13 protein-coding genes are annotated in these 16,435 nt (G+C 70.5%); 10 read left to right on the forward strand and 3 right to left on the reverse strand.

What is annotated here, in order from left to right:
- Positions 1–32: 32 nt before the first annotated feature.
- The 4 genes from fadI (at position 33) to K8556_RS04025 (ending at position 5,464) form a co-directional block, all read left to right on the forward strand.
- The gene (fadI, locus tag K8556_RS04010; RefSeq protein ID WP_223738666.1) at positions 33–1,334 is read left to right on the forward strand and encodes an acetyl-CoA C-acyltransferase FadI; all 1,302 of its coding nucleotides are present in this window, start codon (positions 33–35) and stop codon (positions 1,332–1,334) included.
- A complete protein-coding gene (gene fadJ, locus K8556_RS04015) occupies positions 1,334–3,571 on the forward strand; it encodes a fatty acid oxidation complex subunit alpha FadJ (protein ID WP_223738667.1) in 2,238 nt (745 codons plus the stop codon). The genes fadI and fadJ overlap by 1 nt, the downstream gene beginning before the upstream one ends.
- A gap of 106 nt (positions 3,572–3,677) precedes the next feature.
- On the forward strand, positions 3,678–4,808 hold the full coding sequence (locus K8556_RS04020; RefSeq protein ID WP_223738668.1) for a mannosyltransferase family protein: 1,131 nt from the start codon (positions 3,678–3,680) through the stop codon (positions 4,806–4,808).
- Positions 4,805–5,464, forward strand: a complete 660-nt coding sequence (locus tag K8556_RS04025) for a class I SAM-dependent methyltransferase (RefSeq protein WP_223738669.1) — start codon at positions 4,805–4,807, stop codon at positions 5,462–5,464. Before K8556_RS04020 ends, K8556_RS04025 begins: the two co-directional genes overlap by 4 nt.
- On the opposite strand, the gene K8556_RS04030 is transcribed toward K8556_RS04025, so the two are convergent.
- Positions 5,443–6,294, reverse strand: coding sequence for a ChbG/HpnK family deacetylase (locus tag K8556_RS04030; protein WP_223738670.1), 852 nt, complete (start codon positions 6,292–6,294; stop codon positions 5,443–5,445). The genes K8556_RS04025 and K8556_RS04030 overlap by 22 nt on opposite strands.
- A gap of 8 nt (positions 6,295–6,302) precedes the next feature.
- On the reverse strand, positions 6,303–7,091 hold the full coding sequence (locus tag K8556_RS04035; RefSeq protein WP_223738822.1) for a glycosyltransferase family 2 protein: 789 nt from the start codon (positions 7,089–7,091) through the stop codon (positions 6,303–6,305).
- Between the two features lie 137 nt (positions 7,092–7,228).
- On the opposite strand from K8556_RS04035, the gene K8556_RS04040 reads away from it, so the two are divergent.
- The 3 genes from K8556_RS04040 (at position 7,229) to K8556_RS04050 (ending at position 11,396) form a co-directional block, all read left to right on the forward strand.
- The gene (locus K8556_RS04040; RefSeq protein ID WP_223738671.1) at positions 7,229–8,179 is read left to right on the forward strand and encodes a diguanylate cyclase; all 951 of its coding nucleotides are present in this window, start codon (positions 7,229–7,231) and stop codon (positions 8,177–8,179) included.
- Positions 8,180–8,346: 167 nt separating this feature from the next.
- Positions 8,347–9,927, forward strand: a complete 1,581-nt coding sequence (locus tag K8556_RS04045; RefSeq protein WP_223738672.1) for an ATP-binding protein — start codon at positions 8,347–8,349, stop codon at positions 9,925–9,927.
- The gene (locus K8556_RS04050; protein WP_206798313.1) at positions 9,924–11,396 is read left to right on the forward strand and encodes a sigma-54 dependent transcriptional regulator; all 1,473 of its coding nucleotides are present in this window, start codon (positions 9,924–9,926) and stop codon (positions 11,394–11,396) included. The genes K8556_RS04045 and K8556_RS04050 overlap by 4 nt, the downstream gene beginning before the upstream one ends.
- Positions 11,397–11,423: 27 nt before the next feature.
- On the opposite strand, the gene K8556_RS04055 is transcribed toward K8556_RS04050, so the two are convergent.
- Entirely contained in the window at positions 11,424–12,761 is a 1,338-nt protein-coding gene (locus tag K8556_RS04055) for a replication-associated recombination protein A (RefSeq protein WP_223738673.1), read from the reverse strand.
- 121 nt (positions 12,762–12,882) lie between these two features.
- On the opposite strand from K8556_RS04055, the gene K8556_RS04060 reads away from it, so the two are divergent.
- The 3 genes from K8556_RS04060 (at position 12,883) to K8556_RS04070 (ending at position 16,430) form a co-directional block, all read left to right on the forward strand.
- Positions 12,883–13,728, forward strand: coding sequence for an NAD(+)/NADH kinase (locus K8556_RS04060; RefSeq protein ID WP_223738674.1), 846 nt, complete (start codon positions 12,883–12,885; stop codon positions 13,726–13,728).
- 61 nt (positions 13,729–13,789) lie between these two features.
- The gene (locus K8556_RS04065) at positions 13,790–15,634 is read left to right on the forward strand and encodes a serine/threonine-protein kinase (protein WP_223738675.1); all 1,845 of its coding nucleotides are present in this window, start codon (positions 13,790–13,792) and stop codon (positions 15,632–15,634) included.
- Positions 15,635–15,650: 16 nt separating this feature from the next.
- On the forward strand, positions 15,651–16,430 hold the full coding sequence (locus K8556_RS04070) for a YdcF family protein (protein ID WP_223738676.1): 780 nt from the start codon (positions 15,651–15,653) through the stop codon (positions 16,428–16,430).
- Positions 16,431–16,435: the final 5 nt, after the last annotated feature.

A 16,435-nucleotide genomic window follows, 5' to 3' on the forward strand; every position in this document is an offset into this window, starting at 1 on the left:
GCCTCACTCGGTTCACAGAGGGTGAGGCACACATGGCAAGCGAGAAGCGCAACGGCCACCGGCGGGTGGCCATCGTCCGGGGGCTGCGGACGCCGTTCGCGAAGGCGGGCACCGTCTTCGCGAACCTGACGGCGCTGGACCTGGGCCGCATGGTGGTCCAGGAGCTGGTGCAGCGCAGCGACCTGGACCCCAACGAAATCAACCAGGTCGTCTTCGGACAGGTCATCCCCACGCTGACCGCGCCCTCCATCGCGCGTGAAGTGGTGCTGGCGGCGGGCCTGCCCAAGCGCATTGACGCCTTCACGGTGGCGCGCGCCTGCGCCACGTCCATCCAGTCCATGGTGGCGGGCGCCAACGCCATCGCGCTGGGCGACGCGGACGTCGTCATCGCCGGTGGCACGGAGTCCCTGTCGGACGCGCCCATCTTCACCAGCCGCCCGCTGGCGCACGCGCTCGCCGCGTCGTCCAAGGGCAAGAGCCTGCCGGACAAGCTCAAGCCCTTCCAGAAGCTCAAGGCCAAGGACCTCATCCCCGTGCCCCCCGCCATCGCCGAGTACTCCACCGGCGAGACGATGGGCGAGAGCGCGGAGAAGATGGCCAAGGAGAACGGCATCACCCGCGAGGAGCAGGACCTCATCGCGTTCAACTCGCACCAGAACGCGGCCCGCGCCTGGAAGGAGGGCCTGTTCGACGGCGAGGTGATGCACGTCACCGTGCCGCCGAAGTACGAGCAGACCGCCACGAAGGACAACATCGTGCGCGAGGACACCAGCCTGGAGGCGCTGTCCAAGCTCAAGCCGGTGTTCGACCGCCGCTATGGCAGCGTCACCGCCGGCAACGCGTCCCCGCTGACGGACGGCGCCGCGGCGCTCCTGCTCATGAGCGAGGAGAAGGCGAAGGCGCTGGGCTACGAGCCGCTGGGCTTCCTGCGCTCGCACGCCTTCGCGGCCACGGACCCGGGCGACCAGTTGCTCCAGGGCCCGGCGTACGCGGCGCCCGTGGCGCTCAAGCGCGCGGGGATGAAGCTTTCGGACATCGACCTGGTGGAGATGCACGAGGCCTTCGCCGCGCAGGTGGCGAGCAACCTCCAGGCGCTGGCGTCCAAGGAGTTCGCGAAGAAGGCGGGCTTCAACGCGCCGGTCGGCGAGGTGGACCGCTCGCGGCTGAACGTGACGGGCGGCTCCATCTCCATCGGGCACCCCTTCGGTGCCACGGGCGCGCGCATCATCACGCAGGCCCTGAATGAGCTGAAGCGTCGGAACAAGAACACGGTGTTGTGCACCGTCTGCGCCGCGGGTGGCCTGGGCGCCGCGGTCATCCTGGAGCGTGCGTGATGGCGACCAAGCAAGAGGCAGTCGAAGCGAAGCAGGGCTTGAGCTACGACGTCACGAGCGGCGTCGCGGTCATCACCGTGGACCAGCCGGGCGCGCCGGTGAACACGCTGTCCCCGGACGTGGGCACCGCGTTCTCCGACCTGCTCCTCCAGGCGGAGCGGGACCCGGAGGTGAAGGCCGTCGTCTTCATCTCCGGCAAGAAGGACAACTTCGTCGCCGGCGCGAACATCGACTTCCTCCAGACCCTGAAGACGCCCGCGGACGTGGAGGCCATCAGCCGCGGCGCGCACGAGCAGTTCGACCGGCTGGAGGCCTTCTCCAAGCCGGTGGTCGCGGCCATCCACGGCGCGTGCCTGGGCGGCGGCCTGGAGTGGGTGCTCGCGTGCCACTACCGCATCGTCACGGACAGCCCCAAGTCGGTGGTGGGCCTGCCGGAGACGCAGTTGGGCCTCATCCCCGGCGCCGGCGGCACGCAGCGGCTGCCCGCGCTGATTGGCGCGGAGGCCGCGCTGGACCTCATCCTCACCGGCAAGAACGTCAAGCCGTCCAAGGCGAAGAAGCTGGGCATCGTGGATGAGGTCGTCCCCGTGCCCATGCTCAAGGACCTCGCGCTCAAGCGCGCGGCGGAGCTGGCGGCGGGCACGCTCAAGGTGGAGCGCTCGCACCAGGGCTTCAAGGCCGTGGCCCAGAGCGGCAAGAAGAAGGGCATCGCCGGCATCTTCCAGGGGCTCATCAACAAGGACCTCTGGAAGGAGGCGGCGCTGGAGGACAACCCGCTCGGCCGCAAGGTGATGTTCGACCAGGCCAGGAAGCAGCTCCTGAAGAAGACGCGCGGCAAGTACCCCGCGCAGGAGAAGGCGCTGCAGGTCATCCGCGTGGGCCTGGAGTCCGGCCGCAAGGCGGGCCTGGAGGCCGAAGCGAAGGCCTTCGGCGAGCTGGTGTTCACGGACGTGTCGCGGCGCCTGGTCGAAATCTTCTTCGCCACCACGGCGCTGAAGAAGGAGAACGGCACCGCCAACCCCAACCTCAAGCCGCGCGAGGTGAAGAAGGTGGGCGTGCTGGGCGGCGGCCTCATGGGCGGCGGCATCGCCTACGTGGCCGGCGTGCTCCAGGGCGTGCCGGTGCGCGTGAAGGACCGGGACGACGCGGGCGCGGGCCGCGCGCTCAAGCAGGTGCAGACCGTGCTGGACGAGCGCGTGAAGCGCCGCTCGCTCACGCGGCTGGAGTCCAACGCGAAGCTGTCCAACATCACCGCGCGCACGGACTACAGCGGCTTCAAGTCGGTGGACCTGGTCATCGAGGCCGTGTTCGAGGACCTGAAGCTCAAGCACCAGGTCATCGCGGAGGTGGAGGCCGTCACCGGCGAGAACACCATCTTCGCGTCCAACACCTCCAGCCTGCCCATTGGCGAGCTGGCGAAGGGCAGCAAGCGCCCCTCGCAGGTGATTGGCATGCATTACTTCAGCCCGGTCCACAAGATGCCGCTGCTGGAGATCATCACGCACCCGGGCACGGCGGAGTGGGTGACGGCCACCTGCGTGGACGTGGGCAAGAAGCAGGGCAAGACGGTCATCGTCGTCAACGACGGGCCGGGCTTCTACACGTCGCGCATCCTCGCGCCGTACATGAACGAGGCCGCGTACCTGCTGGCGGAGGGCGCGGACATCGTCCAGTTGGACAAGGCGCTGGTGGACTTCGGCTTCCCGGTGGGGCCCATCACGCTGCTGGACGAGGTGGGCATCGACGTGGCCCAGAAGGTGGGGCCCATCATGGAGGCCGCGTTCGGCAAGCGCATGGCGGCGCCCAAGGCGCTGGAGGGCGTGGTGTCCGACGGCCGCCTGGGCCGCAAGACGAACAAGGGCTTCTACCTGTACGAGAACGGGAAGAAGAAGGAGGTGGACTCGCAGGTCTACCTGCTCCTGCCGCACGGCAAGGACCGCAAGTCCCTGGACGCCGCGGAGATGGCCGAGCGCGTCGCGCTGCAGATGGTGAACGAGGCCATCCGCTGCCTGGGTGAAGGCATCCTGCGCAGCGCGCGCGACGGCGACGTGGGCGCCATCTTCGGCCTGGGCTTCCCGCCGTTCCTGGGCGGCCCGTTCCGGTACGCGGACGCCCTGGGCCCGGCCCACCTGCTGCGCAAGCTGGAGCACTACCAGGACAAGTACGGCGAGCGCTTCACGCCCGCGCCGCTGCTGGTGGAGAAGGTGCGCGCCGGCAAGGGCTTCTACGAGTCCTGAGCGCATGACGCACCGGGGCAGGGGAGATGCCGCTTCACGGTGCTCTCCCTGTTTCCGGGCCTGACTTGACGCGAGGGGCGGTTCTGGACCAAGGGGCATGGCCCACATGGTCCGTTCCGCTCCTCGTGTTGTCCTGACCGCCGGGCTCGCCGCCCTGGCGCTGTGCACCGCGCTGGTGACGCTGTCCGCGGTGGCGTTCCCGCAGGGCTACAGCCCCGCGCGGTTGACGTGGCCGGGCGCTCCCATCCTGCTGGGCTGGACGCACTTCGACGCCGGCTGGTACGCGCACATCGCGAAGGTGGGCTACAGCTACACGCCCGGCCAGCAGAGCCCGGTGGCGTTCTTCCCGCTGTACCCCCTGGTGCTGCGAGGCCTGGGCCTCCTGCACCTGGACACGTTCCTCGCGGGCGTGCTCGTCACCATGCTGTGCGGCCTGGGCGCGCTGTACGTCTTCACGCTGTGGGCGCGCACGCGGGCGGATGAGGAGGCGGCGAGGAACGCGGGGCTCTTGCTGGCGTTCTATCCGTTCGCGTTCTTCCTCTATGGGGCGATGTATTCGGACGCGCTGTTCCTCTTGCTCATCATCGGCGCGTTCCTGCTGATGGAGCGGGGGAGGCTGGGGTGGGCGGTGCTGCTCGCGGCGGTGGCCACGGCGGCGCGGCCGGTGGCGCCCGCGCTGGTGGTGGGCCTGCTGGCGCGGCGGCTGGAGTGGAAGCACGAGCGCGGCCTGAAGTGGAGCCTGGTGGACCTGCTGCCGGTGTTCGCGGCGGCGGGCTTCGTGCTGTACGTGCTCTATCAGTGGAAGGCGTTTGGCGAACCGTTCGCGTTCGTGAAGGTGCAGTCCGCGCCGGGGTGGGACCAGAAGCCGGGCTGGCGCACATGGGCGAAGCTGCGCTGGTTCCAGGGCTTCAGCCGGGACATGTCGCTGTCGGACGGCCTGAGGCTGGTGGGACACGCGGCCGTCACGCTGGGGGCGCTCGCGCTGGTGTGGCCCACGGCGAAACGGCTGGGGTGGGGCTATGGCGTGTACACGCTGGCCATCGTGGGATTGCCCGCCCTGTCCAGCAAGGACTTCATGGGCATGGGGCGCTACCTGCTGGCCGCCTTCCCGCTGTTCCTCACGCTGGCGCTGCTGCTGCGCGAACGTCCCCGCCTGAGGTGGGGCGTGCTCGCGACCAGCGCCTGCGTGATGCTGGCGCTGGCGGCGGCCTACGGAGCCGCGGAGTACGTGTCATGAGCGGGCTCATGTCCCAGGCGCTGGAGCTGTACGCGCACCTGCCCGCGAGCGAGCGCTTCCACGTGCACGCGCGGGCCTCCTCGGCCCCGCTGCTCGCGGTGGCGTCGCGCGTGCCCTCCGGGACGGTGGCGGACATCGGCTGCGGGCACGGCCTCCTGTCCGCGGTGATGGCGCTCGCGGCGCCGGAGCGACGGGTGCTCGGAGTGGACCTGGACGAGCGCAAGGTGCGCTGGGCGAAGCAGGCCCTGTCCGGGCTGCCCAACGTGACGCTGGACGTGGGCTCCGTGGAGGAGCTCGCGAGGGCGCAGCCGCACGCCCTGGACGCGGTGGTGGTCTGCGACGTGCTGTACCTGCTGCCCGAGGAGAAGTGGCCCGGCTTCCTCCAGTCCGTGCGCGGCCTGCTCAAGCCCGGAGGCCGCTTCCTCCTGAAGGAAGTGGAGGGCGACCGCTCCTGGAAGCACGCCAAGGCGCTCGCGCAGGAGTGGGTGATGGTGTCGCTGCTGGGGCGCACCAAGGCCAGCGGCGGCATGGTGCTCAAGCCGCGAGTCGACGGCGTGCGGCTCCTGCGCGACGCGGGCTTCGAGGTGCGCGAAGTGGTGGGCCTGGGGCAGGGCTACACCACGCCGCACCTGCTCTACGACGCCGAGGCCCGCTGAAGCTCGCCGTAGTTCGCGAGCGCGATGCCCCGCTCCACGAGCTTCGCCTTCACGCGGGGACTGGTGAGCGCGGCCAGCTCCGCCTCCCAGCCATAGGTCCACGCCGGATCCTCCGGCACCCGCGGAGCCCCCTCACCCGGGTGGCACCCCAGCTCGAAGTCCCCCTCCGGCAGCGAGTCCAGCAGCGCGAGCAGCGCCGGCTCATCCAGCCGGCCCGCCTCGAACACCCCGCCCGCGCTCACCCGCCGCACGCCCGGCCGGGCCCGGGGCGCCGTGCGCGCGAGCACCGCCAGCACCGTCGTCTTCAACGCCGGCCCGGGAGCCCGCAGCCACGACGCGCGCGGCAGCGCATCCGGCCACCGCAGGGGCAGGCCCTCGCGCGCTGCGAGCCCCTCCACCACCGGCCGCACCCCCGGCAACAGGTGCAGGTGCTGGTGCCCGTCCAGGTGGTCCACCCGCGCGCCCAGCTCCCGCGCGCGGGCGAGCTGCGCGGACAGCTCCCGCTCCAGCTCCTCACTCCGCACCCGCCCCGTCACCCACGCCTTCGCGAACTCCGCCCAGTTGCCCCGGAGCCTTCCACCCGGCGCCACCGTCCGCACGGACTCCGCGGGGGCCGCGCAGGGCAGCCGCGTGGACAACGCCAGGTGCACGCCCACCGCCAGCCCCTGCGCCTTCGCCAGGCCCACGGCCTCCGCCGCGCAAGGGCCCATGGCCAGCAGCGTCGCGCTGGTCACGATGCCCTCGCGGTGCGCCTTGAGGATGCCCGCGTCCAGCGACGGATGCAGGCCCAGGTCGTCCGCGTTGACGATGAGGCGGGTGCGAAACGCCATGCCCGTTCCTACCCGCGCCCCGCGTGGCCCGGCACCGGGCGCAACTGCTGCACCGACGGCGGCAGGCGCACCGGCTTGCCCGGCGGCGGCGGCGAGCGCGTCTCCGGGTACAGCGCCACCAGCTCCTTCACCATCTTCATGATGACGGACGGAGAGGCCAGCGTGGAGACGCCGCGCGTGCGCGGGAAGTAGTCCACGCCCATCTGGAACACGCGGAAGCCCTTGCGGATGGCCTTCACCACCAGCTCCGCGTCGATGAACGAGCCCTGGCTCTTGAGCTCCATGGACTCCAGCACCTGCCGGCGCATCAGCTTGAAGCTGAAGTTCACGTCCTTGATCTGGATGTCGAACAGCGCCCGGATGAGCACGTTGTAGACGAACGAGTACACGATGCGCTTGGCGCCCTCGCTCGTGCGGTCGAACCGGAAGGCGCAGATCATGTCCGCCTCCAGGTAGTCCATCAGGTGCAGCGCCCGCTCCAGCTCGCGCATGTCCCACGGCAGGTCGATGTCCGAGTACAGCACCAGGTCCTTCGAGCTCGCCGCCAGCCCCGTGCGCATCGCCCCGCCCAGCTTCAGGTTCACCGGGTGGGTGATGACCCGTAGCTGCGGCACCTTCGCCGCCAGTGCGTCGCAGACCTCCTGGGTCCGGTCCGTGGAGGCGTCATTGACGACGATGATCTCGAAGTCGTCCGTGAGCTTCGGCAGCACCTCCAGTGCGCGGCTCACCGCGCGCTCCACGTAGTCCTCTTCGTTCCAGGCGGGGAAGAAGAGGCTGATGCTCGGGTACTTGGCCACGGTCGTCATGTCGCGCGCGTTCCGTCAGGAAGGAAACGCGCGCTCGCTAGCAGAGGGCCCCCTCGCTGGCAAACCTCTTGGCCCTTCTGGTGGGAAACCCTTATAGTACCGCGTAGTCATTATTTTACGGGGACACGGTGAAAACCCAGCCCTACACGCTTCTGGTCGTGGATGATTCGCAGGCACTGCTCCCCAAGCTGGTGCGCACGCTCGGCCCGGAGGACTTCGCGCTGCGTGTGGCCCGGTCCGGGCCGGAGGCGCTGGGGCTGACCCAGGAGGTAGACGGCGTCCTGCTCTGCTCCGGCGGCCCAGGCGAGGCGCAGGCCCAGGAGCTCCTGGAGGCCCTCACCCCACCGCCCCCAGCCCCCCGACCCGCCATGGTGGTCCTGGCACCTCCGGAGGACCGGGCCCTGCGCCTGGCCGCGCTGCGCAGGGGGGCTGAGGTGATTTTGACCCCATGGGACGACGAAGAGCTGCGTTTGAGGCTCTACCGGAGCCTGGAAACGCACTCGCGGTTGAAGTCGCTTCACTCCCAGGTGGAGGAGCTGCGGCGCCTGGCGGTGACGGACGGCCTGACCCAGGTGCACAACCACCGCTACTTCCAGGAGCGCCTGCGCGAGGAGTTCCGCCGCTCGCAGCGCTACGACGAGAGCCTGTCGCTCATCCTCATGGACCTGGACCACTTCAAGAACATCAACGACGCCCACGGCCACGGCGCCGGGGACCGCGTCCTGCGGGAGGTGGCCGCCTCCCTCCAGCACAGCGTGCGCGAGACGGACCTGGTGGCCCGCTACGGCGGTGAGGAGTTCGCCATCCTCCTGCCCTGCACCCACCTGCCCGGCGCCCTCACCGTGGCGGAGCGAATCCGCAAGGGAATCAACGAGTTGCACGCGGGCCCGGAGGGCGCCCTGCGCGTCACCGCCTCCCTGGGCGTCTCCAGCTTCCCCCACCGCGCCATCCTCACCCCGGAGCAGTTGCTGCTCACCGCCGACGAGGCCCTCTACCGCGCCAAGCGCGAGGGCCGCGACCGCATCTGCCTCCACCCTCCCGCCCCCCTGTTCTCCGCGCCGCCCTCCCGGGCTGGGTGACCCAGAGGGTCAAACACCCTGAGTCGTGTTTGACCCCATTGGTCCCCATGGGTCTATGATGACCTTGCCCCTTTTTGTCATGTCGCTGAAAAATGACGTGATTGCCGGGGTTTATCCAAATCTCCGGTTTGGCAAGGCCATTGCAAATGTCGGACTCCGGAAAGTCCATGGGAACCCTGGGAGCTCAAGCGCAGGCGCAGGACCCGGTCACCCGCGGCCGGCTGCTGCTCGTGGACGACGAGGAGAACATCCTCAAGTCCATCCGGCGGGTGCTGCGCCGGGGTGAGTGGGAGATTGAGACCGCGACGGACGCGGAGGCCGGCCTGCGCACGCTGGAGCGCTTCCAGCCGGAGGTCGTCATCTCCGACTTCCGCATGCCGGGGATGAACGGGGTGGAGTTCCTCACCCAGGTGAAGCTCCAGGCGCCGCGCGCCCAGCGCATCATGCTGACGGGGCAGGCGGATCAGCAGGCCATCGAAGAGGCCATCAACCGCTCCGAAATCTTCCGCTTCATCTCCAAGCCCTGGAACGACAGCCACCTGGTCCTCACGGTGAAGAGCGCCTTCGAGCAGTACGCGCTCCACGCGGAGAACGACCGGCTCTACCGCGTCACCCAGGAGCAGAACGCGGAGCTCAAGCACCTCAACGCGGACCTGGAGGAGCGCGTCGCGCTGCGCACGCGCCTGCTCTCCACGGCCAAGCGCGAGTGGGAGCTGTCCTTCGACTGCATGGAGACGCCGCTCGCGGTGGTGCGCGCGCGGGACTTCGCGGTGCGCCGGGCCAACGTGGCCTACGCGCAGGTGGCCCGCCGCTCCATCGAGGAGGTCCCTTCGGACGTCCCCTGCCACCAGTACCTCTTCGGCCGGGACACGCCGTGCCAGGGCTGCCCGCTGCCCTCCGCCATGGAGACGGGCAAGGGCGCGCGCGGAGAGGTGCAGCAGGGCGGGCGCAGCTACGTGGTGGCCGCGTACCCGTTCGCGGGGGATGACCGCGCGGTGTGCACCTACCGCGACGTCACGGAGGAGCAGGCGATGACGCGCCGGCTCATCGAGACGGAGAAGATGGCCGCGGTGGGCCAGCTCGCGGGCGGCGTGGCGCACGAAATCAACAACCCGCTGGGCGGCATCCTCGCCTTCGCGCAGTTGATGTCCCGCGACGCGGGCCGCAGCGAGAGCGACCTGGAGTCGCTGAAGCTGATTGAAGAGAGCGCGCTGCGCTGCAAGCGCATCGTGGAGAGCCTGCTGAAGTTCAGCCGGCACAGCCGCGTGGAGGACCGCCGCCTCTTTGATTTGTCCAAGTGCGTGGAGGACGCCGCGGTGCTCTTCCGCGCGCAGCTCAAGTCCATGCCCAAGGTGGAGCTGACGCTGGGCCTCAAGGACGGGCTGCCCAAGGTGTACGGCGACCCCGGCACGCTCGCGCAGGTGGTGCTCAACCTGCTTCAGAACGGCCTCCAGGCCCTCCCCAACGCGGACGGGCGCCTGTCCCTGGAGACGGGGCGCGAGGGCGACCGGACCTTCTTCGCGGTGACGGACACCGGCTCGGGCATCGAAGAGCGTCACCTGCCGCGCATCTTCGAGCCGTCCTTCACCACCAAGCCGCCCGGCGAGGGCACCGGCCTGGGGCTGTCCATCGCCTATCGCATCGTCCAGGACCACGGGGGCACCTTCCAGGTGGATACCCACGTGGGTCAGGGCTCCCGCTTCACCGTCTACCTGCCTATTCCCCTGCAGCTCGAGAGGTTGCCGTGAACCAAGTCAAGCGCGCCAAGGTCCTCGTTGTGGATGACGACTCCGTCGTCCTCAAGGCCGTCACCCAGATCCTCCAGCGGGAAGGCCACCCGGTCGTCGCCATCGATGACGCGGTGGAGGGGCTCGCGGCGGCGAAGGACCCGTCCATCGACGTGGTCGTGCTCGACATCAAGATGCCGCACCTGTCCGGCATGGACCTCTTGCGCGCCATCAAGGCGGACCGCCCGGACGTGGAGGTCATCATGATGACGGCCTTCGCCACCGTGGAGACGGCGGTGGAGGCGGTGAAGGCGGGCGCGTACGACTACCTCACCAAGCCCTTCGAGAACATCGACGAGGTCAGCCTCACGGTGGCCAAGGCCGCCGAGCGCAAGGCGCTGAAGGACCGCACCCGCGCGCTGGAGGAGGCGCTCACCGCGCGCAGCCAGTTCGAGGACCTCATCGGTCAGTCCTCGCAGATGCGCGCCGTGTTCAAGCTGGTGGAGACCGTCAGCCACTCCACCGCCACGGTCCTCATCCAGGGTGAGAGCGGCACGGGCAAGGAGCTGGTCGCCCGCGCCATCCACTACCGCAGCGCGCGCCGCGACAAGCCCTTCGTCGCCGTCAACTGCTCGGCCCTGACGGAGACGCTGCTGGAGAGCGAGCTCTTCGGCCACGTGAAGGGCAGCTTCACCGGCGCCACCGGCAACAAGAAGGGCCTCTTCGAGGCGGCCGACGGCGGCACCATCTTCCTGGACGAGATTGGCGACGTGCCCCCGGCCACCCAGGTCCGCCTGCTGCGCGTCCTGCAGGAGGGGGAAGTGAAGCGCGTGGGCGCCAACGAGCCCGTGAAGGTGGACGTGCGCGTCATCGCCGCCACGCACGTGGACCTGTCCCGCGCGAAGGAGCAGGGCAAGTTCCGCGAGGACCTCTTCTATCGCCTCAACGTCATCACCATCGACCTGCCGCCCCTGCGCGACCGCCCGGAGGACGTGCCGCTGCTCGCGCACCACTTCCTCAAGGTCTACGCCGCCAAGGCGGACAAGAAGGTCACCGGCATCAGCCCGCGCGCCATGGAGGCGCTCACCTGCAACCGGTGGACGGGCAACGTGCGCGAGCTGGAGAACGTCATCGAGCGCGCGGTGGTGCTGACGGCCAACGACGCCATCGACGTGGAGGACCTGCCGCCCGGCTTCCAGGCTGCGCCCCAGGCCGACTCGGCGGTGGAGGTGTTCAGCCTGGCGCACCTGCCGTACGCCCAGGCCAAGCGCCTGGCCATGCGCGCCTTCGAGCGCCGCTACCTGTCCGCGCTCCTGGAGAAGAACAACCACAACGTGTCCAGCGCGGCGCGCGCGGCCGGCGTGGACCGCTCCAACTTCCGCCGCCTGCTCAAGCAGTACGAGGTCGCCGGCCGCAGCATGAAGCCGCGCTCGCCCAAGGGCCCGGACTCGGACAGCGGCCCGGGCCCCGTCCTGGAAGCGGTGTCCTGACGGGGCCCCTCGGGGAGTGACGGCGCTTCAGCCGTCCTCCCCGGGCTCGCGCTCGCTCCTGCGCGCGGCGAGCTGCTGCTGGATGGCCTCGTAGCGCTCGGACAGCTCCGCCTCGAAGCCGTTGCGCGTCGGGGTGTAGAAGCAGCGGGAGCGCAGCGCCTCGGGCAGGTAGTCCTCCGGGACGTAGTTGCCCTCGAAGTTGTGCGGGTACTTGTACCCGCCGCCGTACCCCAGCGACTTCATCAGCTTCGTGGGCGCGTTGCGCAGGTGCATGGGCACCGGCAGCGCGCCCTCCTTCGTCACGGCCTCGCGCACGGCGGCGTACGCGGCGATGACCGCGTTCGACTTGGGCGCGAGCGCCAGGTACGTCACGGCCTGGGTGAGGGGCAGGGTGCCCTCCGGCAGGCCCATGAGCTGGAAGGCCCTCAGCGCGTCCACCGCCACGCCCAGCGCCCGCGGGTCCGCGTTGCCCACGTCCTCCGACGCGAAGATGACCATGCGGCGGAAGATGAAGACGGGGTCCTCGCCCGCCTCCAGCATGCGCGTCATCCAGTACAGCGCGGCGTCCACGTCGCTGCCGCGCATGGATTTGATGAACGCGCTGACGACGTTGTAGTGCTCCTCGCCGCCCTTGTCGTAGAGCAGCATCTTCTGCTGGAGCGCCTCCTCCGCCACCTTGCGGTCCACCGCCTTGCCGCCGTACGCCGCCGCGGCCTCCAGCGCGGTGAGGGCCTTGCGCGCGTCTCCGCCCGCCGCGTCCGCGATGAACTCCAGCGCCGCGTCGTCCACGGCCACCTTGCCGCCCAGGCCCCGCGGGTCCGCGACGGCGTGGCGCATGACGGCGATGAGCTCCTCCTGCTCCAGCCCGCGCAGGGTGATGACGCGGCAGCGAGACAGGAGCGCGGCGTTCACCTCAAAGGACGGGTTCTCCGTGGTGGCGCCAATCAGCGTGACGGTGCCCTTCTCCACGTGCGGCAGGAGCGCGTCCTGCTGCGACTTGTTGAAGCGGTGGATTTCATCGATGAAGAGCAGCGTGCGCTGGCGGTTCAGCTTCCAGCGGTCCTGCGCGCGGGCCACCGTCTCGCGGATGTCCTTCACGCCCGCGAGCACGGCGGACATCGTTTCAAAGGCGGCCCCGGTGGAGCGCGCGATGAGCTGGGCCAGCGTCGTCTTGCCGGTGCCCGGCGGGCCCCAGAGGATGAGGCTGGGCACCTGGTCGCTCTCCAGCGCGCGGCGCAGGAAGCGGCCCTCGCCGGTGAGGTGCTCCTGTCCCAGGTACTCGCTGAGCGAGGTGGGGCGCATGCGCTCGGCGAGCGGCGCCAGGACGGCCTGTTCCTTCTGGCTGGCGTGGTCGAAGAGGTCCATGGGGCCTCCAAACCTAGCGCCCTGTCCGCCCCGTCGCGCACCCTTGTGATGTCCGGGGCCGAGCAGGTGCGTCATTTTCCTGGGGAGGACGGTTGGCCGGCTGGACTAGAACCCGGGGGGCGTGCAGACCCTCGTCATCGTCGCGAAGCGAGACACCCCGCAGGCCGTCGCCCTGGCGGCGGAGATCCACCAGCGCCACCCGAACCTGACGGTGCTGGCGGACCGCGCCCTGGCGCATGCGCTGAACTGGCCGCGCATCGAGGACCGCGAGCTGGCGGCCCGCGCGGACCTGGTGGTGGTGCTGGGCGGTGACGGCACGCTCATCTACGCGGCGCGCCTGTTGGGCGGACGCAACGTGCCCATCATCGGCGTGAACCTGGGCAGCCTGGGCTTCATGACGGAGGTGCCCGTGGAGGAGCTCTTCAGCCGGCTGGATGACGTGCTGGCGGGGAACTTCCACGTGGACTCGCGCATGAAGCTCTCCTGCCGGCTCCTGAGGGGCGGCAAGGTCCTCATCGAGGACGAAATCCTCAACGACGTGGTCATCAACAAGGGCGCGCTCGCGCGCATCGCGGACCACGAGACGTCCATCGAGGGGGTGCCCATCACGACGTACAAGTCGGACGGCGTCATCCTGGCCACGCCCACCGGCTCCACGGCGTACTCGCTGTCCGCGGGCGGCCCCATCGTGCACCCGTCGGTGGACTGCACCATCCTGTCGCCCATCTGCTCGCACGCGCTGACCCAGCGGGCCATCGTGGTGCCCGCGGACCGCACCATCCGCGTCACGCTGAAGAGCGAGACCGCGGACACGTACCTCACGCTGGACGGACAGACGGGCCACTCGCTCCAGGGCGGGGACTGCATCGAGGTGGTGCGCTCGCCCAACCGCGTGGGCCTGGTGCGAAACCCGCGCGTGGCCTTCTTCACCATCCTCCGCCAGAAGCTCCACTGGGGTGAGCGCTGAGCCTCCGGGCCCCTGGGGTGGGGCTCCCCTCGGAGGTGAGCGGTGGGGTAGCGTCCGGCCCGTGACGACGGGTGCGCACACGACGCGTTTCGGCAAGTACGAGCTGCAGGAGCGCCTGGGCGCGGGCGGCATGGCCGTGGTGCACCGCGCGCGCTACACCGTGGCGGAGGGCGTGTCCCGGTCCGTGGTGATCAAGCGCGTGAGGGACCCGTACGCGCAGGACCCCGCCTTCGTGCAGATGTTCCTCAACGAAGCGCGCATCTCCATGGGGCTGTCGCACGGCAACATCGTCCAGGTCTTCGACTTCGGGCAGGAGGCGGGGGAGTACTTCCTCGCCATGGAGTGGGTGGACGGGCAGCCCCTGTCCAAGGTGCTCAAGCGCCTGAAGCTGAAGGGCATGGCGCACCTGCCGGCGCCGCTGGCCGTGCAGTTGATGGCGGACGTCTGCAAGGGCCTGCACCACGCGCACACTCGCCGCGACGAGCAGGGCCGCCCGCTGGGGCTGGTGCACCGCGACGTGTCTCCGGACAACGTCCTGGTGAGCTACGAGGGCGAGGTGAAGCTCACCGACTTCGGCATCGCGAAGGCGCAGTGGGCCGGGCGGCAGGAGACGGACGCGGGCGTGGTGCGCGGCAAGTTCCTCTACCTGTCCCCGGAGCAGACGCGGGCGGAGGCGCTGGACGCGCGCTCGGACGTGTACACGGCCGGCGTGGTGCTCTTCGAACTGCTCACCGGGCGCAGGCCCGTGGAGGGAGACCAGGGCTCGGTGATGGAGCGCATCGCCAGGGGGGACGTGACGCCTCCGCAGGCGTACGTCCCGGACCTGGATCCGTCGCTGGGGGCGCTGGTGTCGCGGGCGCTGGCGCTGAGGCGGGAGGACCGCTTCACGAGCGCGGAGGACTTCCAGCGCGCGCTGGCGGAGTGGCTGGCGTACCGGGCGCCGCTGTTCCCCGCGTCCACGCTGCGCCACCTGATGGGCTGGCTCTTCGAGGAGGAGCTGAAGCTCGCGGGCCAGCCGCCGCGGATCCCGGAGTCCTTCCTGCGCCAGGTGGCGGTGTGGACGGGGGAGGGCGGCGCGGCGGAGACGGACGAGCCGGAGCGGGCCTCCGCGGTGCACCGCGCGCACGCCCGGGCGTTCCCGGAGGAGCACGTGCCCGGGGCGCTGGTGGGCGGCGGCCCCGCGGCGGACATGGGCGCGGGCGTGCCCGGCTGGGTCTGGGCGGCCGTCATCGCCGCGGCGGTGGTGTTCTTCGTGGGGCGGGCGGTGATGCCCGACCTGTCGGAGCCCGGCTCGCGCAAGCTCCAGGTGGTCTCCGTGCCCCCGGGCGCGGAGGTGCGCTGGGACGGCAAGCAGGTCGGGATGACGCCGACGGTGCTGAACGTCGCCACGGGCGAGGACTCGCACCAACTGGAGCTCCGGTTCGTGGGCTACCAGGCGTGGGCGACCACCGTGTCGCAGGCCGCCGTGCCGGAGCGCGTGCAGGTGACGCTGGAGCGGCTGCCTCCCCCACCGCCTCCGCCAGAGCCGGTGGTGGACGCGCGGGTGAAGGACAAGGAGTCGCCGCCGGAGGGGGCGCCCCGCAGGCGGAGCATGGCGATCGCCCGGGGTGAATCGCGCGAGGCCTCGGATTGGATGGCGGGTGCTCCGGACGCGGGCGCCGCGTACACGCTGGGGCAGGAGCTGCTGGCGTCGGGCAGCGCGCTGCAGGCGGGGGAGAAGTTCTGGAAGTGCCTGGAGCTGAAGGAGACGGCCGCGGAGTGCCACCTGGGCCTGGGCCGGGTGGGCGTGCTGACGGACCGGGACTCGATGGCCCGCGAGGGATACCAGCGCTACCTGGAGCTGCGGCCCAGGGGCGTCGCGGCCACCGAGGCGCGCAAGTACCTCCACGCGAAGACGGCGCGGTAGTCGAAGCGAACGGACGATGTTCCTCATCCTCTCGAAGGTGTTGGACCTGCTGCTGTCCCCGCTCACCTGGGCGCTCATCCTGGGCGTGGGGGGCGTGGTGCTGCGCCGGTGGAGGCGCCTGTCGCTGGCGTCCCAGCTCCTGGCCCTGGTCGTGCTGTACGTGTTCTCCATCGAGCCGACGGTGGCGCTGCTGACGCGCGCGACGGAGGCGGACGCGGTGAGCACGTACCGGCCGGAGGTCGTCTACGACGCGGTCATCCTGCTGGGCGGAGGGCTGGACGCGGCGGCCACGGAGCGCTCGGGGCAGCCGGAGTACAACGCCGCGCCGGAGCGGATGATGCGCACCTTCGAGCTGCTGCACGACGGCCGGGCGCGGCAGGTGCTCATCACCGCCGGCAACCTGGACGCGAGGCCGGAGGCGGTGGTGGAGGCGGACGTGCTGGCCGCGCAGTTGGAGCACTGGGGCATCGCGCCCGAGCGCATCGTGAAGGAGGGGCGCAGCCGCAACACCCGCGAGAACGCGCTGGAGTCGGAGCCGCTGGTGCGCGCGCACGGCTGGAAGTCCCTGCTCCTGGTGACCAGCGCCGCGCACCTGCCCCGCGCGGCGGGCTGCTTCGCGGCGGTGGGGCTGAAGGCGGACACGCTCGCGGTGGACCTGCGCTCCTCGACGATTCCCCCCTCGAAGCTGAGCTGGCTGCCGCGCTCGGGGGCGCTCAATCAGAGCACGGACATGCTGCGCGAGCTGGCGGGGCGGGTCGTCTACCGGGCGCGAGGCTGGACCGCGCCCTGGCGGTAGGCCTT

The sequence above is a fragment of the Corallococcus sp. AS-1-12 genome (assembly GCF_020036995.1).
Classification (GTDB): Bacteria; Myxococcota; Myxococcia; order Myxococcales; family Myxococcaceae; genus Corallococcus.